Raw genomic sequence first — 21,075 nt, forward strand, 5'->3', positions numbered from 1 at the left:
CGTGCATCGACGCATCACGCTTCCTGAAGTTGCTGTTGCAGAAGATGTTTTTGCACCTTGCCAAGTGCGTTGCGCGGCAGCGTTGCAGCAAAAATGACCCGACGCGGTTTTTTGTAACTCGCCAGGCGCGCGCGGCACCAGTCGATCAACTCCTGTTCCAGCCCGTCGCGCGGTTGCGCTGTCGGCACAACCACCGCCACCACCTGTTCACCAAACTCCGGGTCGGGCAACCCGACAACGGCGACTTCGGCGACGGCGGGGTGGTCGAGCAGCACTTCCTCGACCTCGCGCGGATAGATATTGTACCCGCCACTGATGATCAGTTCACGGGCGCGCCCGGTGATGACAAAATAGCCATCGGCGCCTCGCCAGCCCAGGTCGCCGGTGTTGAACCACCCATCGGCATCGAACGCTTCGGCGGTCGCCTGCGGGTTGCGCCAGTATCCGGCGAACACATTCGGACCGCGCACCTGAATTTCGCCAATGACGCCATCGGGGATCGGTTGACGGGTGCGCACATCGACAATCCGCGCTTCCTGACCCGGAAACGGCATGCCGACTGTTCCGGGGCGACGTTCGCCATCGTAGGGGTTGGTCAGATTCATAATGGTTTCGGTCATCCCGTAGCGTTCCAGGATGCGTTGACCGAACAGTTCCTCGAATTCGGCGAAGGTTTGCGGGGTGAGCGGCGCCGAACCGGAGACGAACAGGCGAACCGTATCGACGCGAAACGGCGCTCCTTCTGCCAGTCGCCGCCGCGCCTCGGCGATCAGGCGGGTATACATGGTCGGTACGCCAAAGAACATGGTCGTTTCGCCGCGCGTCAGGGTGTCGATCACGTCGGTCGCATCGAAACCGCGCCGCAGATCGACCGTGCTGGCAGTGAAGAGGGCGCCGTTCAACCCCACCCCAAGACCATGAATGTGGAACAGTGGCAGTGTCAGCAGCAGCCGATCCTGTTCGGTCCAATGCCAGGCGCGTGTAACCGCCGCACTATTCGCCATCAGGTTGGCGTGGGTGAGCATCGCTCCCTTGGATCGTCCGGTTGTGCCCGATGTATACCCAAGGAGCGCAATATCGTGCGGTGCGGGCGCAGACGCCCAATCCGGCATATCGCCCGTTTCCTCCAGCACAACCGCGTCGGCGCGAATGGTTTGGGCGTTTTCCTGCGCCTGGCAGACCAGATCGGCGTGGGCCTGATCGCCGACAATGATCACGCGCGCCTGGGAGTCGCTCAGGATATGGCGCAGTTCGGTGTGACGATACTGCGTGTTGATCAATACCACAATTGCGCCGATCATATGAGCGCCCAGGTATGCAGCCACGAACGCCGGGCTGTTCTCCAGGTAGAGTGCGACGCGGTCACCGCGTTCAACCCCAGCGGCGCGCAGGCGGGTCGCCCAGCGGGAAGCGGCTGCGGCAACGGTAGCATAGGGGTAAGCGCGCCCTTCAAACAGCAGAAATGGACGGTGCGGCGCATGCGCCACCGCCCGTTGCAACGCCGCGATGGTTGTTAAGATTTCTGTCATACACCACTCGCGCTGAAACGATCAGGTTCCGGGTGTCCGTGAACGGACTGTCAGGTTGCGTACCATGCGGCATGGTATAATACTACGCAACAAGAGACATCGCCAGAAACTGCGCCATGGTTGCGCTTGTGGGGAACATATGCCCCTGCCGCTCGAAGGATTGCGCGTCCTCGATCTGAGCCGCGCACTTGCGGGTCCTTTCTGTTCCATGATGCTCGGCGACCTTGGCGCCGATGTGATCAAAGTCGAACAACCGGGTATCGGCGACCACACACGCGCCTGGGGACCGCCATTCGAAGGCGGTGAGAGCACCTACTTTCTCAGTGTCAATCGCAACAAGCGCAGTCTGGCGCTCGACTTTCGCGACGAGCGCGGCGCTGCAGTTCTTCGCCGCCTGATCGCCAGCAGTGACGTGCTGCTGGAAAACTTCGTTCCCGGCACACTGGACCGGCGCGGGTTCGGTTACGATGCGTGCCGCGCCATTCGTCCTGATCTGGTGTACTGCTCGATCTCCGGTTTCGGTCAGGTCGGACCGGACCGAGAGCGCGCCGCGTATGATCAGATTGCGCAGGGGTTGGGCGGCCTGATGAGCCTGATCGGTGAACCCGGAGGACCGCCGATGCGGGTTGGGATTGCAATCACCGATATTATGGCAGGAATGTTCGCGGCATATGCCATTCTGGCGGCGCTCTACCACCGCGCGCGCACCGGCGAAGGGCAACGGGTGGATACGTCGCTCCTGGAAGGGCAACTGGCGATGCTGACCTATCAGGCGGGCAACTATTTCGCCACCGGTCGCGCACCGGAACGACCGGGCAATCAGCATCCATCGATCGTGCCGTATGGGGTGTATCGCGCCGCCGATGGCTATTTTACGCTCGGCGTCGGCACCGATGATCTGTGGCTGCGCTTCTGTGATGCGCTCGATCTTGCCGACCTGCGTGATCATCCCCGTTTCCGCACGAATGTGGCGCGCCTGGCGCATCGCGCCGAACTGAATGCGCTGCTCGAACCGGTGTTTGCGTCGTTGCGCGTTGCCGACATCGAGCAAAGATTGAATGCCGCCGGTGTGCCGTGCGGCGCGGTGCACGACCTGGCGCAGGTGTTCACCGACCCGCAGGTGCAGGCGCTGGGGAGCGTCGTGACCATCGAGCACCCGACCGCTGGCGCGATCCGGGTCGTTGCTCCACCTTACCACTTCTCAGCGACCCCGCCTGCGATCCGTCGTCCGCCGCCGCTGTTGGGGCAGCATACCGACGAGATCCTGGCGGAAATTGGCTACGAACAGCACGAGATTGCGACGCTCCGTTCGATCGGCGTGGTCGCATAGCGTATCGAAAGGAGAGGACGATGACCGAGCGACAGGGACTGTTCACCGTGCAGACCAGCCTGTACCTTTCGCCTGAGAATCGGGCGCGCCTGGAACACCTGGTGCGGGAGCGTCGCAGCAATCCCCCCGATGTTGTTTCGCAGATCCTCGCGGAACACCCCCTCTCGCAGTTGTCGTCGGATACGGACGGCGCGGATGGAGAACCGATCCATATGCGCATCTATCTCACTCCCGAACAGCGGCAGGCATTCGAGACCTACCTTGCCACGCATAAAACCACACTTTCCGCGCTGGTTTCGCGCATCGTCGCCGATCACCTGGCAACCCTGCCCGTGCCGCCGCCTGCGCCGCCGCCGCCCCGCCCCAAGGCGGACCTGGCGAAGCGCCGCGCGGATCTTGCGCGCCTGAAAGCCCGGCGGGACGAAGCCGGGAAGGATGCGCCTGCCTGGTTGCACGCCTACATTGCGCAAATGGAGGCGGAACTGCGTCGTCTGGAGCGTGAGGCGTAGTGGCAAAGAAGGTCCGGCTTGATCATCTGCTGGTGCAACGTGGGCTGGCAGAGACGCGCGCCCGCGCGCAGGCGTTGATCCTTGCCGGTGAGGTGCGGGTAGATGGCGTCGTCCGCCTTAAGGCCGGCGAACTCGTACCTGAGGATGCCGGGATTGAACTTGCTGGCAAACTGCCGTATGTCAGTCGCGGCGGGTACAAACTGGCGCACGCGCTCGATGCCTTTAATCTTTCTCCGGCGAATTTCACTGCACTCGACGTCGGCGCTTCGACCGGCGGCTTCACCGATGTGCTGTTGCAGCGCGGCGCGGCGCGTGTGTATGCAGTGGATGTCGGGTATGGCTTGATCGATGTGCGGTTACGCCAGGATCCGCGGGTGGTTGTGATCGAACGCACCAACATTCGCTACCTGGAAGCGTTACCCCCCCTCGAAGGCTCGTCTGACCCGGTCTTCGCCGATTGTGCCACAATCGATGTATCGTTCATCTCACTGAAACTGGTACTCCCCGCTGTGCAGCGCCTGATCCGCCCGGATGCCTGGATCGTCGCACTGATCAAACCGCAGTTCGAAGCAGGACCGGCGCAGGTCGGGAAGGGCGGCGTCGTGCGCGATCCATCGGTGCATGCCGACGTGCTGCGTCAGGTGTTGACGTTCTCTGCTGCGATTGGCGTGCAACCGCATGGTCTCACGCGCTCACCCATCCTGGGACCGGCAGGGAACGTCGAGTTTCTGGCGTGGCTTGGCGGTACAGGACCAGACCTCGATATCGAGCGAGCGATTGCAGCAGTGCTTGAGAAACCATAACCTGTCGAAATGACGAACACGCTCCCGTAGATTGCCGCATCTGCGGGAGCGTGAATGTGCTTATGGCGCGGTTGACGCCACCCACGTCGGATCGGCGCTGTCGGCGTTCGCCGTCGTGCCAAGCGTCAGGTTGTAGCCATTCCCGGAAGCATCAACCGTGGTCTGCCCGCTCCCCTCGTTGAAGCGGTAGAACGCGCGCGTATTTGCGTCAGTCGTCAGGCTTGTAGACGACGGTGGCGTAAACGTGCTGGTGTAGCGCACGATATTCGAGATGCGCACATCATCGACATCGCCGTTGAAGAAGCCGTAGCCGGGAAAGCCGCCGATGCGGAAGGACGGTCCCTGGGTGATCGCGCCGATGGTCGCCGCCGGTCCGGGGGCGCCGTTGACGAACACCCGCGCGGTTGTCCCGTCGTAGGTCACGGCGACGTGGTGCCAGGTATTGGCGAGCAGCGCCGTCGGGTGTTGCGCCGCGCGCCAGCCAGCGGTCGAGGCGACCCACCAGGTGGCGCGCCCGCCGTTCAGTTCCAGCGCCCAGCCGATGACATCATCGGTGGTGGCGAGGATGACGCTATCCTGCCCGCCGGTCGTCGGGCGCACCCAGAGTTCGATGGTCTGCGCGCCGCCCAATCCGGCGATCTGCCCGCCGCGCACCTCATCATTCGCCCCGTCAAAGCGCAGCGCGCTGTTCGACGGCGGGACCGGCGTGGCGGTCGGGGTGCTGGTGGGCGGGACCGGCGTGGCAGTCGGTGTACTGGTGGGCGGGACCGGCGTGGCAGTCGGCGTGCTGGTGGGCGGGACCGGCGTGGCGGTCGGCGTACTGGTGGGCGGCGCTGGCGTGGCGGTTGGTCCTGCGGTCGGCGTACTGGTCGGCGGAAGCGGCGTGGCGGTTGGTTCCGTGGTCGCCGACGGCGGGACCGGCGTGCTGGTGGGCGGGACCGGCGTGGCGGTTGGCGTATTGGTGGGCGGCGCTGGCGTGGCGGTTGGGGTGCTGGTGGGCGGGACTGCCGTTGGCGTTGCCGTCGGCGGCGGCGCAATCGGCGCGGTCGACGCCACCCACTGCGGGTCGGCGCTGTCAGCATTCGCCGTTGTGCCGAGCGTCAGGTTGTAGCCATTCCCGGAAGCGTCCGCCGTTGTCTGCCCGCTCCCTTCGTCCAACCGATAAAGCGCGCGCGTATTTGCGTCCGTCGGGTGTGCTGCTGATGGCGGCGTAAACGTGCTGGTGTAGCGCACGATATTCGAGATGCGCACATCATCGACATCGCCGTTGAAGAAGCCGTAGCCGGGAAAGCCGCCGATGCGGAAGGACGGTCCCTGGGTGATCGCGCCGATGGTCGCCGCCGGTCCGGGGGCGCCGTTGACGAACACCCGCGCGGTTGTCCCGTCGTAGGTCACGGCGACGTGGTGCCAGGTATTGGCGAGCAGCGCCGTCGGGTGTTGCGCCGCGCGCCAGCCAGCGGTCGACGCGACCCACCAGGTGGCGCGCCCGCCGTTCAGTTCCAGCGCCCAGCCGATGACATCATCGGTGGTGGCGAGGATGACGCTATCCTGCCCGCCGGTCGCCGGACGCACCCAGAGTTCGATGGTCTGCGCGCCGCCCAATCCGGCGATCTGCCCGCCGCGCACCTCATCATTCGCCCCGTCGAAGCGCAGCGCGCTGTTCGACGGCGGGACCGGCGTGGCGGTCGGGGTGCTGGTGGGCGGGACCGGCGTGGCAGTCGGCGTGCTGGTAGGCGGGACCGGCGTGGCGGTTGATCCTGCGGTCGCCGACGGCGAGACCGGCGTGCTGGTGGGCGGGACCGGCGTGGCGGTCGGGGTGCTGGTGGGCGGCAGCGGCGTGGCGGTTGGGGTGGCAGGCGGCGGCGTGCCGTTCATCATCACCTCGCCATACTCCAGCACCTCACGCAGATCGAACGTCTGCACCAGCAGCGGCGCGGTCGAAGGAGGCGGCGTGGTGAGGCTGAACTGCACCGTCTTTGGACCCACAGGCGCGCCGTTGGGCAGGCGAACGAGGAGCGCACCGCGCGCCGCGCCGCCGGATGCCGCATCGGTGACTGCCGCCGGGTCCGCCTCCAGCGTTGCGCCCGCACCGAAACCGCTGATTGCACCAGGAGTCACCTGTGCGAAATCGACCTCCGGGGGGAGGGTGATCAGAACGCTGCCGCCAGCCGGAATGAAGGATGCGGTCGTAAAACTGAGCGTATACAGATCGCCAGACGCATTCAGCGCAATCGAGCCAAGCGGCGCGCCGGGGGTCATTTGCGCCAGCCCAAAGCGTTGAGCGTTCGGTCGTGTGCTGACCGTGTAATACTTACGGTAACTGCTGCCCAGTTTGAGCGCCCGTGCCGCCCACACGCCGTCCGGCGAGAATGTGCCGGGATCATTGGCGCCGGTGAAGACCGGATCGTTCGGTATCGGGCGCACCCAGTTGATGCCATCGGTTGAGACAACATACCCGGTCGAGAAATCGGGCCTCGCGTATGATTTCGCCTCATACCACATGCGGAAGAACGCGCCGTCCTTGATCACGGTAGGAACGCCGACACTGTTGCTGTCGAAGTCGGTGAAGTTGTTGATGCGCGCAAAGACGGCGCCGCCGCCACTGCTGCCGGGCACCCGCGTCCAGTTGATCCCGTCGGGCGACACGGCATACCCGATGGCGAACGTATAGGCGCCAACATTATTGACACCCTCGTACCACATCCGGTAGCAGCGACCGCTGGTGCGCCCATTTTCGCAGGGCAGGGCCGGGGTTGCTTCATCGATCAGCACGGAGGGCGCGACAATGTAATCCTGATCGAAATCACCGGCGCCGCCGCGTTCGACGAGAACGGCGTTGCGGTTCGGCGGAGCGGTTCCGGCAGTGCCCGGCACCCGCGTCCAGGTGATGCCATCCGGCGACGTTGCATACCCGATGCCCTCAATCGCACCGGTGTTGCTGAAGCCGCTGTACCACATGCGGAACGTATTCCCGTCACGCACGACATACATCGTCGTGACGCCATTGCTATCGAAGTCGCCGGCAACGCCCGACGGTCCGAAGACGCTTCCGCCGACTCCTGAGCCGATGTAGCGCGTCCAGGTGATGCCGTCCGGCGACAGGGCATGCCCGATACGGCGCGTGCCGCTGCCGTCCACACCAACGTACCACATGCGGTAGCAGATGCCGCTGGTGCGCCCATTCTCGCACGGCAGCGATGGGGTGGCGTTATCGCGCAGCACCATCGGCGGGAAGATCTCCGACGTGTCAAAACTCGTTCCCGCACCGCCGCAGTTCTGCCCGGCAATCGTAAATACTGCGCCCTGGGCAGATGCCGGGCAGGTTCCGGGAATGTGCAACCACGGTTGGCGGTTCGACGGATCGGCAGTTAGTGCAGGCGTCGCAGTTGGCGCACTCGTTGCCGTCGGCGTACTGGTTGCCGTCGGCGGTTGGGGTGTACTGGTTGCCGTTGGCGTACTGGTTGCCGTTGGCGGCTGTGGCGTATTTGTCGGCGTCGCCGTCGGACCTTCGGTGGCGGTCGGGGTGGGCGTCACCGGCGTGGGAGACGGCGGAACGGGCGTTGGCGTCGCCGTCGGACCTTCGGTGGCGGTCGGGGTGGGCGTCACCGGCGTGGGCGAGGGCGGAACGGGCGTCGGCGTCGGAGTCGGTCCGACATCCGTTGCCTGCGACAGATCAACCGTTGCATATTCCAGCACTTCGCGTATATCGAAAGTCTGCACGGTCATCAGCGCCGCACTCGATGGCGGGTTTGCCAGGGTGAAGGTGATCGTCTTCGGACCAGCGGGAGCGCCGTCAGGCAACCGGATGACGAGCGCGCCGCGCGCCGTCCCCTGCGCCGCAGCATCGGTCAACGCCGTCGCTTCAGCCGCGAATGTCGCATTTGCGCCAAAGCCGTCAATCGCGCCTGCTGTCACTTCGGTGAATGGAATGCTGGCCGGCAATGTCAGCAAGACACTGCCGCCTGCCGGAATCGCCTGGGTCGTCAGCGAGAGGGTGTATTCGCCGAGATTACGGGTCAATCCAGGCGCAGGCAGCAGCGTTCCGGGGGTCATGGTCGCATGCCCGATGCGTATGGCATTGGGGCGGCTGCTGATGGTGTACCACATGCGGAAGGAAGCGCCTTCCTTGATGACGAACGGCGTCCACACGTTGTCGGGTGAAAGGGCGCCGGGGTCGTCAGCGCCGCGGTACACTGCCTGGTTTGGCTCAGGCCGCACCCACGTCACCCCATCGGTCGAGACGACATGCCCGATGCTCTGGTTGGATGCCTGGCTGTTGTACCACATGCGGAACAGTGCGCCATCCTTCACCACCACCGGTGCGCCGACGCTGCCGGCATCCCATGTGCCGCCAGCGCCTGTGCCGAGCACTGCGTTACCGCCAGCGGCGCGCGTCCAGTTCACGCCATCCGGCGAGAGTGCATACCCGATGCGAAAGACATTCGCCGCATCGGTTCCCTGATACCACATGCGGTAACAGATGCCGGTGGTGCGTCCATTTTCGCAGGGGAGTTGCGCAGAGGATTCATCGCGGATCACGCTGGGAGCAGCGACAATCGACTGGTCGAACGTGGCTGCGCCGGTTGGACGCAGCACCGCGCCCTGGGACAACGGTCCTGTCACGCGCGTCCAGTTCAGCCCATCGGTCGAGGTGGCGAAGCCAATCGTAAAGACCGAGCCGTTGAAGCCGTTGTACCACATTTCGAAGGTCGCGCCGTTGCGGACGACATAGGGGAACGATACCCCGGCGCTATCGAAGTTCCCCGCCGGTCCCAGACCGAGGACTGCACCACCGCCGGCGCTTCCCGGCACGCGCGTCCAGGTTGTTCCATCTGGCGAAACGGCGTATCCGATGCGCCGGACGCCGCCGGTGTCGAAGCCGGTATACCACATGCGATAACACGTCGCCCCTTCGGCGATGCCGGGACAGGGTGCCGCAGCCGTGGCGATGTCGCGCAGAATGACCGGACCTTCGACGTTGTTGCTATCGAATGTTGTGCCACCTCCGCCGCAGTTGTCTCCGGCACGCCCGAACACCGCTCCTTCCAGCGCCGGTCCGCACGTTCCCGGCGAATGCGCCCATGTCTGGCGATTGGGGATCGTCGCCTGACTCGCAGATGGCGCTGCCAGCGCAATCAGCACAATCAGCACGCCAAAGATCCCGCCAACCCACATCTGAATCCGCATGGTTCACCAATCCTGAACGTTATGGCACACATACAGGCATGCTGCCCGGCGCGCGAGAGAAGTGCAATGGGACAGGCAGGACAGGACGCTTTCTGATAGAGAGTATAGGTTGCAATTATGACGAAGTGATGACAGGAAAGGTGCGTGCAGGTACACAACTTATCAGGTAGCGCATAGCCAGACGCAGGCGTTGCAACGCCCTGCATCCCCGGCGCAGCGGTCTGATACAATAGTGTCGCTCACCTTCCCGCAAGAAAGGCACCGACGATGCGCATTGACGATCTTGACACTCCTGTAGCCATCATTGATCTTGATCGCCTGGAGAGGAACATTGCACGGTTTCAGACATACCTCAGCCAGCACGGCATCGCCAATCGCCCGCACATCAAAACCCATAAAATCCCGCAGATCGCCCGGATGCAGATGGCTGCCGGCGCAGTTGGCATCACGTGCCAGAAACTCGGCGAGGCGGAAGTGATGGCGGATGCCGGTATCGACGACATCTTCATCCCGTACAACATCATCGGCGCCGCCAAACTGGAGCGCCTGACCGCCCTTGCCCGTCGGGTGCGGTTGAGCGTTGCAGCCGACTCGGTTGCTGTCATTACCGGGTTGGGGAACGCCATGGCTGGAACCGGTCTTGAACTGACGGTGCTGGTTGAATGTGATACCGGCATGGGGCGTTGCGGAGTGCAGACTCCCGCCGAGGCTGTTGAACTGGCGCTGCTCATCACACGGACGCCGGGTCTGCGGTTTGGCGGCTTGATGACCTACCCCTCAAGCCCGGAGATCGGTCCGTTTATGCACGAAGCCGTGCGTCTCCTGCGTGATCGGGGGATCGCCGTCGAACGGGTCAGCGGCGGCGGAACTGCGGGGATGTGGCGCGCCCACGAGCACCCGCAGATCACCGAATACCGCGCCGGTATGTACATCTATGGCGACCGATATACCCTGCGCGCGGGCGCGATGCAATTGGAGGAGTGCGCATTGACCATCATCACCACCGTCGTCAGTCGCCCGACGCCGGATCGCGGGGTTATCGACGGCGGGAGTAAAACATTTTCCTCCGATCTGCTGGGGCTGGAGGGGTACGGTTTGATCCTGGAGTACCCGGACGCGCGCATTGTCAGTCTCTCGGAAGAACACGGCGTCGTCGATTTCAGCCGGTGCGCGCAACGCCCGGCGGTGGGCGAGCGGGTGAGCGTGATCCCGAATCACTGTTGCGTGGTGAGTAATCTGTTCGATGAGATGGTTGGTGTCCGACGCGGCGAGGTCGAAGTCATCTGGCGCGTCGCAGCGCGGGGAATGGTGCGGTAGGACGGGGATGCAGGTCGCTGCGTGGCACGCTCACAATGGTGCGCGGCTCGAAGCGCTGTAGGACGCCGATGATCCGAGTCGAAGCGCCGCTCAATGCGCGCTACGCCCGTCCTGCACGCAAAAGCGAGGAAGCATCGTCTTTCGAATAATGCAGCGCCCGCTCTTTGCCAGCTATCTCCTCATGACGCAGTTCGTTCCACGCACCCGCTGACCGGCACAGGCTCGACCAGTGCGCGGAACACAGGGCAGAGGCGCTCCACTTCCGCCCGGATCTGGTGCAAGGCGTCGTCGGACACATCTCCCGACACCCGGGCGACATACGCCAGACCGGATGGGGCAATCGGTGCGTCGGGGGTGACTTCCAGAACGCCTCGGAAGTCGATCTGCGCGGTGACTTCGACTTCGAGCGTTTCAAACTGCGCTCCGCGATTGGCAGCGACGATCAGATACGTATGCGCCAGGCAACTCGCCAGTGATGCGAGCAACAGTTCCGGTGCGGTTGGTCCCAGATTGTACCCTGCCAGCGCCGGCGCCGAGTCGGTGACGATGGTAAACTCGCGGATACTCACCGGGCGTACCCCTGAACCGCCAGCGACGCGCGCCACTGCGCGCAGCGGTGCGGGTGCAGCATCGGGCGCTGCCAGCTTCTCGCGCAGCGCGGCCATCCGTTGCGCCTTGAAGTTCAAATACTCGGGAAGGGTTGTCATAGATCCTCCGTTTGATCCAGGATACCGGTTCTTGTCAGCCGGTCCGGGCGCCGCAACGCTGCGCCTACGTCGCCGCTCGCCGCGCCCCTCTCCCCTCGCACCTGACATCTGTACGGGCAACCATTCGAGACGGTGCGATGCAACGTTTCTACGGGCGACGTTCAACGTTCAACCTCCCAACCTTCAACCCCTCGCGCCGCGCGCCGCGCGCCCCCGCCATAGACCCTGCCCTGGTACAGGCGCAGCGCCGCTGCGCCCCTCCGTCGCCGCTCGCCTCGCCCCTCTCCCCTCGCACCTGACACCTGTACGGGCAACCATTCGAGACGGTGCGATGCAACGTTGCTACGGGCGACGTTCAACGTTCAACCTCCCAACCTTCAACCCCTCGCGCCGCGCGCCGCGCGCCCCCGCCATAGACCCTGCCCCGGTACAGGCGCAGCGCCGCTGCGCCCCTCCGTCGCCGCTCGCCTCGCCCCTCTCCCCTCGCACCTGACACCTGTACGGGCAACCATTCAAGACGGTGCAATGCAACGTTTCTACAGGCGACGTTCAATGTTCAACCTTCCAACCTTCAACCCCTCGCGCCCCTCCCCTCTCGCCTCACCCCTCTCGCCTCATTGCATTACTGCCCGGATCGGGCGATCAACCGCGCCAGGTGCGGCAGGAGAGCTGGCGCAGGCTCGCGCAGCGCTTCAAATGCCAGCACGCCGCCGAGCAGCAGCATGCCGTAGAACTTGTACGATACGCCCGCAATCGTCAGAATGCCGTGGATCGTGCCATCGTAAAAACTCCACTGGTTGCCATAGGCGATGAGCGCAAAACTGAGCGCCAGCAGCGTGGCATACGGTAGTGACACGCTGCGTTCGTGCAGATGGAGAACCAGCGCGCCGAATGGCACAACCAGGAGTGTCTCATAGTGCATCCAGGCAGCCGGTGATGCCAGCACCATGAGGAGCAGGAACATACTGTACTGGAGCGCATATCCGGTGCTGTCGCGCGATGTCGGACGCAGCGCCAGCATACAGACCGCGAGCGATACAACAGCAGAGAGGAATGTTCCCAGCAACCGCACCATTTCATTCTGATAAATGGTTGCGCTACGCGGTGAGTCGGTCAGGCGCGCAAGAAACCCGGAAATGGTCTGGTTTTCGACCCACGAAGTCGTACCGCCGATGTTCGGCAGCACCCGGGTCAGGTAGGTCAGATGTTCATCCCAGCCAATGACGGCGACAGCAATGCTGTTGCACACTGCCATCCCCACGACAAAGCCAATGAGCGCGCGCCAGTGTCCCTTCACCACAAAGAACGCCAGCAGCAGGATCGGATAAATCTTGAACAGTGTTCCCAGCGCCACCAGCGCGCCAGCGGCGGTATCGCGCCCGCTGCGCAATGCCCACAACGCCAGCGTGAGCAGGAACAGCAACACCAGATCGATCTGCCCATACGCCAGCGTATCCGCCAGCGGACGAAAATTGAACACGATCAGCAGACCGGCGGCGCTCAGCGATACGAAGGGTATACGCCACATCCGCAGCCAGATCAGCGCAGTGGCAACGATCAGGAGCGTATTCATGATCCGGTGCCCCAGGAGCACCGTCAACCCGTCCATCGTCACAAAAGGAACGAACAGCATACCGTAGAAGGGCGGCACCTTGAAGACATGACCAAAGTGGTTGGTCAGCACCGCTTCGATGTCGTACATCGAGCCACCGCGGGTCCACTCACGCGCACCGCGGAACAGGATCCAGAAGTCGGGCGCCTGGCGGGTGTAGGCGAACGAAATACTGTACATGAGATGTGCAAAGGCGCCGAGCGAGAGAACGATAAGAACAGCGGCATATACGTGGTCCCGTGGGCGTTGGTGCATAACGAGGTGGACGATCAGCAGCATTACGATTGTTCCAGCCCCGATCCATATCACCGGTCGTGGCGGAAAGATAAGCGGTGCGCCATCATTGCTGATCAAACCCTGCGCCAGCGGCAGCATCCACCACGCGGTCGCCAGGAGAGTCGGGATATGGGCGCCAGAGAGGCGCGGGGCGCTCTGGTCACGCTCGTTGGTGAGCGGAATAAACAGGTGGAGCAGCAATCCGCCGGTGCATCCGGCAGCCAGTATAAATGCGAAACGCTGCAGGAAGGGGAGTGTTTCAAGAGGGCGAAGGACTATGATAAGCGCAATCAGCGCTGAAAGCCCCAGACTGACAGCCAGGGCGCTACGCCATGCCAGACCAAGAACACGCGGCTGTGTATATCCCAGCCCGCCGATGAATAATGCACAGAGCGCAACCCACAGGGAAGGCAGGATCACAGGTGTTCGCAACGGCGCCAGTATGACGGTATCGACGACGATCCCCAATGCACGTGTATCGGTCGGCGTGCTGATCGCGTCACTGATCATCCCGATCCGTAGCGCCCAGTCGAGGTGTTCATCGGGTGGAAGGATCAGACGGTAGATGCGGGGACGATAATCAGGAGGAGTGAAGGAGACCAGTTCACGCCCATCGGTTGTCAATGTTACGTGAGGAAGCGGAGCATCGGTTGGACGACCATTTGGCAGTCGAAGGATCAGTGACGAAGGCGTCAGCGCCGGTGGTCGTGGCAGAGCAACCGTCGAGTCGCCATCGCTCCAGCGAAAGCGTATTGCTGCATCGACGTCGGTTTCCGGGTCATGGAAGCCATGCGCAAAGCGTGCATCACGCCCGCCGATATCGATAACCAGGGGCCAGACGGACGCGTTGGCGATACTTATCGTCAGAAGGGCGCAGAGCGCTGCAACCAGAGCGTGTGCGACATCGCGATAGAGACGATTATGATTCATCTGAAGCATTCAACCTTCAACCTTCCCTCCCTCGCGTCGCGCGTCTCACCGCCGTTGCAACCGCGCGCACCTCATCATCGGTCAACTCAGGGAACATCGGCAGCGAGAGGATTTCCTGCGCCAGGCGTTCGGTTGTGGGGAGACCGCCGGGTGGCGCAAATGGGGCATAGACCGGTTGCCGGTGGGTTGGCAGCGGATAGTGAATATCGGTTCCGATGCCCTGTTCGCGCAAGTGCGTCTGAACCGCATCACGCTCTGCAGTGCGAATGACATACAGGTGAAACACGTGATCACCTTCCGGCGGCGCTTCGGGCAGCATAAGTCCGGTGTCCGCCAGGAGGTCGTTGTACATCCCGGCAATCGTGCGGCGGCGGGCATTCCAGGCGGGCAGATGCCGCAGTTTGACTGTCAGGATCGCCGCCTGAAGTTCATCGAGGCGCGAGTTGAGTCCCCCTGCGTCGCGGGTATAGTATTTGCGTTCCCAGCCATACTGCCGCAACCGCCGAACCTTCTCCGCCAGCGTCTCGTCGTTTGTGGTGATCGCGCCGCCATCGCCAAGAGCACCGAGGTTCTTGGTGGGGTAGAAACTGAAGCACCCCAGTGCGCCGATGCTACCGGCAGGCTTTCCACGCCAGGTCGCCCCATGCGCCTGAGCGCAGTCTTCGATGACCGGAATGCCGTAGCGGTCGGCAACCGCCATAATCGCGTCCATATCCGCCATACGACCGTAGAGATGCACTGGCATAATTGCCCTGGTACGCGGTGTGATCGCCGCCGCAAGCGCCGCCGGATCCATCGTATGGCTGCGCTCGTCTACGTCCACAAAAACGGGACGCGCCCCGACCGCCATAATCGTGATTGCCTGATACACGCTGGCATTCGCAACGGTGATCACCTCGTCGCCAGGACCGACGCCAAGCGCAGTAAGCGCCAGTTGCAGCGCCTCGGTGCCGTTGGCGACGCCGATGCAGTAGCGCGCAGCGCAGAATGCAGCAAACGCCTCCTCGAAAGCGCACACTTCTGGTCCCAGGATATACCAACCACTGTCGATCACGCGGGTGACTGCCGCATCGAGTTCGGCGCGGATAGTGTCATGCTGACGTTTCAGGTCGCCAAATGGAACGTGCAGGTGCATCGTTCACCTCATTTCTCGTGATCGGACACACTCATGACCAGTAGTATTCGCGCTCGCGCCGGTAGAACTCAAGCGTGCGGCGCAATCCCTCGCGCAATGGCACTTTCGGTCGCCATCCCAGCCGCCCCTGGATCAGACGATAGTCAGCGTAGTAATCGCCAATATCAATCGCTTTCCGATCCGGCGGGAACGGCACGATCTCAAAACTGCCGCCGCCGTTGATGTCAATCAGTAATGCTGCCAGATCACGCAGATTGATCGTCTCATCGCTGCCCAGGTTGAAGATGCCGCCGTCTGCCGCCGACGAAGCGCCTGCCAGCAGCAACGCCTCAACCACATCGTCTACATAGTTGAAATCACGGATCTGCGAACCGTCGCCGAAGACCTGGATAGGTTCCTCGTCAATCAGGCGTTTGATCCAGATGCCGAGGAAGGTTTGACGGGCATCCTTCACGCGCATACGCGGACCGTAGGTGTTGGTCAGGCGCAGCGCGCAGGCGCGAATGCCGTAGACATTGTTGTAGAGAATGTGGTACCACTCACCCGCCATCTTGTTGACGCCATTGACATCAACCGGATGGAGCAGGTGGCGCTCATCGACCGGCAGATAATCCGGTTTGCCGTAGATCTGGCGCGTTGAGGCGTACACCAGTTTCAGGTTGGGATTATGCTTGCGGCAGGCTTCCAGGATCGACAGTTGCGCCCGGCAGTTGATCTCCAGATCGGTGTAGGGATCGGTCATCGAGTCGAGGTGCGAGGTCTGACCGGCGAGGTTGAAGAGATAATCCTGCCCCTGCACCAGATAGTTCATCGAATATTCGTCGCGCACATCGGCGATATTGACGCGCACACGATGCTCGATGCCGGCAATGTTGCGCTGGTTGCCGCCATAGATTGGGATCAGCGAATCGACGAGCGTCACCTGAGCGTCGAGTTCAACCAGGCGATGCGCCAGGTTCGAGCCGATGAATCCCATGCCACCGGTGATCAGCACCCGTGATCCGCGATATGCGCCAGCGTACTCCTGTATGCCCGGCATGCGCAATGCCCTCCTTGCCTGCATGTCCGCATCACATCCCGCCGTTCAGTGTTCGACCGGCAGTTCCTGCTGCTTGCGCCGTATCTTGATCCGCCGCATATGGTCGCGTCTGACCACCAGTTTCCACCAGAGACCGAGCAGTTGAATACCGGTGCGCCAGAGGCGGGGAAAATTGAAGAACTGGCTCTTCCCATAGGTGCGATGGTAGTGATGAACCGGCACTTCGGCGAAGCGGTAGCCAGCGTCCTGTAATTTCTTCACCAGTTCCAGGCAAATGGTGCCGCTGTCGGATTCCAGGTCGATCGTATCGAACACATGCCGCCGGATCAGGCGAAAATCACAATCGACATCACGCAGTTTGAAGCCGAAGAGAAACTTAACCGTGTGATGGTAGATCCGCCCGATGATCTTGCGGTGCAGCGGATCACTCCGGTCGATTTTCCAGCCGTTGACAATATCGACATGATCTTCCATCGCAGGGAGCAACAGTTTGAGTTCGCGCGGATCATACTGCGCATCGCCGTCGGTGTAGAAGATCAGGTCTTTGGTGCAGGCGGCGAATCCGGCGCGCAGCGCCCCGCCGTAGCCAAGCGGCTCACGGTAGGAATAGTAGCGAAAGCGATCAAACCGCCGCGCCAACTCTTCCAGCACCTCGACAGTGTAATCGGTGCTGCCGTTTTCCACCACAATCACTTCATAATCGTCGGTCAGTTCTTCGAGCGTGCGAATTGTGGTGACAACCAGACTTCCGATGGTGCCGCCGTCGTTGTACGCCGGAAAGAATGCCGAGATGCTAGGTCGTCGCTGCTCCTGTCTCATTGCTTTCCTTGTCGTATTCCGTGCGCGCGAGTGAAAGCCGGGAAATTATAGCATATCGATTCTCAGGCGCCGATGGCGCCTTCGCTGCGATCGGTGCGTCGCGTTCGGGTCACACTACGATAACCGATAGCATCAATGTGCACACGTGTGAAAAGATCGTAATTGGAGTCGGATCGTTCCTTCGCCTATACTCAGCGTAGTGCGTACCTCGAGTGATGCGGCAACGTCGCGCGTTCTGCCAGGAGTGTCGTGATAAGTATCGAGAGCGTTTTCGCCCGTCTTCGTTATCCGTCGGAGCGTTCTGGAGAACGAACCTATGCGCTTCGTAAGGTTGCCAGTTGCCTCAGTCATCGTGCTGGTCGTCGCCATTGCATCCCTCATAGGTGTGACGTTGCTGCTGCCGGGCAACGTTGCGGCGCAGCAGGGATACTCGCTGCGTTTCTACGGAACCGGCGCTCGCGATGTGGATCGTGTCAAGATTCCGCTGGACGCCCCGCATCGTTCTGTCGATGTTGGTGCGACTGATTTTACAGTCGAGTTCTGGATGCGAGCGCTGCCGGGCGCCAATGCCAGCGGTCCCTGCGTTGCCGGACAGGACACGTGGATCAACGGCAACATCATGTTCGACCGTGATATCTTCGGCACAGGCGATTACGGAGACTATGGCATTTCACTCTATGGCGGGCGCATCGCGTTCGGCGTTGCGACATCGACTGCGAGCCGGACAATCTGTGGTGCGACGAATGTCGCCGATGGGCAATGGCATCATATTGCCGTAACACGGCGCTCCAGCGATGGACAGTTGAGCATTTTTGTGGATGGAGTACTTGATGGACAGGCGCCCGGTCCGGTTGGCAATATCAGTTACCGGGATGGACGCGCCGCGCAATGGCCCAATGAGCCGTACCTGGTCATCGGCGCCGAAAAACATGACTACGACCGCGTCGCCTATCCATCATTCAATGGCTGGATCGACGAGGTGCGCATTTCAAATACGCTGCGATATACTGTATCATTTGCCCGTCCAACGCAACCGTTTACACCCGATGCGTTGACGGCTGCACTCTACCATTTCGATGAAGGCGCCGGATTGATTGTCAATGATACATCCGGCGCGGTTGATGGACCTGCCAACGGAACTCTCTTTGTTGATCCACTGTCAGGCGGTCCTGCATGGTCTGCAGAAACGCCACCCTGGACAGGAAATCCACCAACCAGCACGCCCGCACCGACGGCGACCGATACGCCCGTGCCGACGGCGACGAACACGCCCGTGCCGCCGACGGCGACGAATACGCCTGTGCCGCCGATGGCGACGAATACGCCTGTGCCGCCGATGGCGACGAACACGCCCGTGCCGCCAACGGCGACGAACACGCCCGTGCCGCCGACGGCGACCGATACGCCTGTGCCGCCGACGGCGACAAATACGCCCGTGCCGCCAACAGTGACGAATACGCCCACTGCCACGCCGGTTCCTCCCACGGCAACGCATACACCGCTGCCAACGGCGACGAACACGCCCGTGCCGCCGACGGCGACCAATACGCCGCTGCCGACGGCGACGAACACGCCCGTGCCGCCGACGGCGACGAATACGCCTGTGCCGCCGACGGCGACCAATACGCCGCTGCCGACGGCGACGAACACGCCGCTGCTGCCGTCAAACAATGCGCTGCGCTTCGACGGGGCGAATGATGAGGTGCGCGGCGGACTGCTCGCCGGACTGGGCGGCGTGCAGACCATCGAACTCTGGGTGCGTCCGGCGACCGGCGGGCAGGATAGCGTCATCATCGCCCATGGCGACGACGATTCTGGTTGGGCGCTGGAACTGAACGGCGGTCGCGCCACCTGGTGGGTCGCTTCGACCGCCGGCTGGCGCGCGGCGCAACACCCGACGGCGCTGCTCGCCAATACCTGGTACCACATCGCCGTGACCTACGACGGCGCAACCGCGCGGGTGTTCGTTAATGGTTCATCCGGGTCGGCGGTGACCATCGGCGCGATCACGCAGGGACCGTTCCTGCGTATCGGTGGGCTGGCAGGGTACGGCTTCTTCAACGGCGACATCGATGACGTGCGCATCTCGAATGTCGTGCGCTACACCAGCACGTTTACACCGCCTTCAACAGCACATCCGGCGGATGCGAACACGCGCGCGCTTTACCGGCTTGATGAAGGGAGCGGGCAAACCACAGCAGATGCTTCGGGGAACGGGTATCACCTGACCCTCGGCACAACGGTGAATGCTGACAGCGCCGATCCGACGTGGGTGGCGTCAACCGCACCGATTGCGCCGCCGCCGACGGCGACCAATACGCCACTGCCGACGGCGACCAATACGCCCGTGCCGCCGACGGCGACCAACACGCCTGTGCCGCCGACGGCGACCAATACGTCGCTGCCGACGGCGACCAATACGCCCGTGCCGCCGACGGCGACCAACACGCCTGTGCCGCCGACGGCGACCAATACGCCCGTGCTGCCGACGGCGACCAGTACGCCACTGCCGACGGCGACCAACACGCCTGTGCCGCCGACGCCCACGCTAACACCCACAGGCGAAGGTCCGGCAGAAAATCTGTTGCGGAACGGCGGATTCGAACTCGACGCCAACGGCGATACACGCCCCGATAACTGGACGTCGAATACGCGCGTGACCAGAAGCGCAGCAGTGGTGCGTAGCGGCAGTTATGCCATGCGGCACTACGCGACTGATAACGCAAACTATACTATTTCGCAGACCGTTGCGGGCGTAACTGCGGGGACGAACTACGTCCTTGTCGGTTACGTCACCATTCCCCCCACCAGTGACACGTTCACGTTCAATGTGCGTGTGCGCTGGCTGCGGTCCGACAGTACGATCATTCGCACCGATACAGCGCGCAGTTTCACTGGCAGCATCAGTGGATGGGAGATGGCACGCGGCGTCTATACTGCGCCAGCTGGCGCCGTGCAGGCGCGGGTCGAAATGAATGTGTCCAGCCTGAATGCAACGGTGTACGCTGACGATTTTGCCTTCGGTCCTGTGTCGCCAACTGCAACGCCAACGAGCACGTCCGTTCCGCCAACGGCGACGAACACTCCCGTGCCGCCAACGGCGACACAGACCCCGGCATCACCGACTGCAACCTCCACACCGTCGCCCACTGCCAGCGCCAACGGTGCACTGGCGTTTGACGGCGTCGATGACGAAGCGGGCAACACGGCATTTTCGATGAGCGGCGGATTTACGGTCGAAGCCTGGGTGCGTCCTTCGAGCGGCAATCAGAACTCGATTGTGATCGTCACCGGTGATGGGTCACGCGGCTGGTCACTGGAACTCAACGATGGTCGTGCAACACTGTGGGTTGCAAACAACGCAGGCGCCTGGTCGTTTGTTCGCAATGATAGTGTCGTGTTGCAAGCCAATCAGTGGTACCACATTGCAGCAACGTATGAAAACGGCAATGCGCGCGTGTTTGTCAACGGCGTTGCGGGAACATCAGGGACGGTTGGCGCAGTGAGTCACATGCCGGTCCTGCGCCTGGGCGGATTGACTAGCTACGGCTTCTTTGCCGGTCAGATCGACGACGTCCGCATCTCGCGGATCGTGCGGTACACGGGCAGCTTCACACCACCATCGATGCCGCTGCCAGCGGATGCCAATACTATCGCGCTCTACCTCTTCGATGAAGGGAGCGGGCAGACGGCGTATGATGCGTCGGGGAACGGGTATCATCTGACGCTTGGACGAAGCGCTGGCGTGGACAGCGCCGATCCGCAGCGCGTTGTATCGAGTGCGCCGGGCAGATAAAAGCAGCATATGTTTGCCGCAGAGCGCAGGCGAAGTGTGGTACGATAGCAGGCAAGACAATCCACGTTCAGGACGATTGGGAAGAG

Annotated in this window: 12 protein-coding genes; 5 read left to right on the forward strand and 7 right to left on the reverse strand. The window is 62.6% G+C overall.

Annotation, left to right across the window (positions count from 1 at the left end):
* Positions 1–14 precede the first annotated feature (14 nt).
* Complete coding sequence (locus tag ROSERS_RS19885; RefSeq protein ID WP_011958552.1) at positions 15–1,529, reverse strand: acyl-CoA synthetase; 1,515 nt, start codon at positions 1,527–1,529, stop codon at positions 15–17.
* A gap of 139 nt (positions 1,530–1,668) precedes the next feature.
* Here ROSERS_RS19885 and ROSERS_RS19890 point away from each other — a divergent pair, with 139 nt between their 5' ends.
* From ROSERS_RS19890 to ROSERS_RS19900, 3 genes are read left to right on the forward strand one after another with little or no spacing between them, the layout of a single operon-like run.
* Complete coding sequence (locus ROSERS_RS19890; RefSeq protein WP_011958553.1) at positions 1,669–2,859, forward strand: CaiB/BaiF CoA transferase family protein; 1,191 nt, start codon at positions 1,669–1,671, stop codon at positions 2,857–2,859.
* Between the two features lie 20 nt (positions 2,860–2,879).
* On the forward strand, positions 2,880–3,368 hold the full coding sequence (locus ROSERS_RS19895; protein ID WP_011958554.1) for a hypothetical protein: 489 nt from the start codon (positions 2,880–2,882) through the stop codon (positions 3,366–3,368).
* On the forward strand, positions 3,368–4,171 hold the full coding sequence (locus ROSERS_RS19900; RefSeq protein WP_011958555.1) for a TlyA family RNA methyltransferase: 804 nt from the start codon (positions 3,368–3,370) through the stop codon (positions 4,169–4,171). The genes ROSERS_RS19895 and ROSERS_RS19900 overlap by 1 nt, the downstream gene beginning before the upstream one ends.
* Before the next feature lie 60 nt (positions 4,172–4,231).
* Here ROSERS_RS19900 and ROSERS_RS19905 read toward each other — a convergent pair whose 3' ends face one another.
* On the reverse strand, positions 4,232–9,358 hold the full coding sequence (locus ROSERS_RS19905) for a LamG-like jellyroll fold domain-containing protein (RefSeq protein ID WP_011958556.1): 5,127 nt from the start codon (positions 9,356–9,358) through the stop codon (positions 4,232–4,234).
* A 267-nt stretch (positions 9,359–9,625) separates the two neighbouring features.
* Here ROSERS_RS19905 and ROSERS_RS19910 point away from each other — a divergent pair, with 267 nt between their 5' ends.
* Positions 9,626–10,675, forward strand: a complete 1,050-nt coding sequence (locus tag ROSERS_RS19910; protein WP_011958557.1) for a D-TA family PLP-dependent enzyme — start codon at positions 9,626–9,628, stop codon at positions 10,673–10,675.
* A 179-nt stretch (positions 10,676–10,854) separates the two neighbouring features.
* Here ROSERS_RS19910 and ROSERS_RS19915 read toward each other — a convergent pair whose 3' ends face one another.
* The 5 genes from ROSERS_RS19915 to ROSERS_RS19935 form a co-directional block, all read right to left on the reverse strand.
* Positions 10,855–11,382, reverse strand: a complete 528-nt coding sequence (locus tag ROSERS_RS19915; RefSeq protein ID WP_011958558.1) for an OsmC family protein — start codon at positions 11,380–11,382, stop codon at positions 10,855–10,857.
* Between the two features lie 622 nt (positions 11,383–12,004).
* Positions 12,005–14,200, reverse strand: a complete 2,196-nt coding sequence (locus ROSERS_RS19920; RefSeq protein ID WP_157041166.1) for a glycosyltransferase family 87 protein — start codon at positions 14,198–14,200, stop codon at positions 12,005–12,007.
* Between the two features lie 16 nt (positions 14,201–14,216).
* Positions 14,217–15,335: a DegT/DnrJ/EryC1/StrS family aminotransferase gene (locus ROSERS_RS19925; protein ID WP_011958561.1), complete on the reverse strand. Its 1,119-nt coding sequence runs from the start codon at positions 15,333–15,335 to the stop codon at positions 14,217–14,219.
* A 31-nt stretch (positions 15,336–15,366) separates the two neighbouring features.
* Positions 15,367–16,374 carry an NAD-dependent epimerase/dehydratase family protein gene (locus ROSERS_RS19930; protein WP_011958562.1) on the reverse strand — a complete coding sequence of 336 codons (1,008 nt, stop codon included), beginning with the start codon at positions 16,372–16,374 and terminating at the stop codon, positions 15,367–15,369.
* Positions 16,375–16,419: 45 nt separating this feature from the next.
* Complete coding sequence (locus tag ROSERS_RS19935) at positions 16,420–17,193, reverse strand: glycosyltransferase family 2 protein (protein WP_011958563.1); 774 nt, start codon at positions 17,191–17,193, stop codon at positions 16,420–16,422.
* 316 nt (positions 17,194–17,509) lie between these two features.
* Here ROSERS_RS19935 and ROSERS_RS24410 point away from each other — a divergent pair, with 316 nt between their 5' ends.
* Positions 17,510–20,989 (forward strand): LamG-like jellyroll fold domain-containing protein, encoded by a 3,480-nt coding sequence (locus ROSERS_RS24410; RefSeq protein WP_011958564.1) that lies wholly within the window; start codon positions 17,510–17,512, stop codon positions 20,987–20,989.
* Positions 20,990–21,075 lie beyond the last annotated feature (86 nt).

Origin of the sequence: Roseiflexus sp. RS-1 (genome assembly GCF_000016665.1) — a bacterium.
Taxonomy (GTDB): Bacteria; Chloroflexota; Chloroflexia; order Chloroflexales; family Roseiflexaceae; genus Roseiflexus.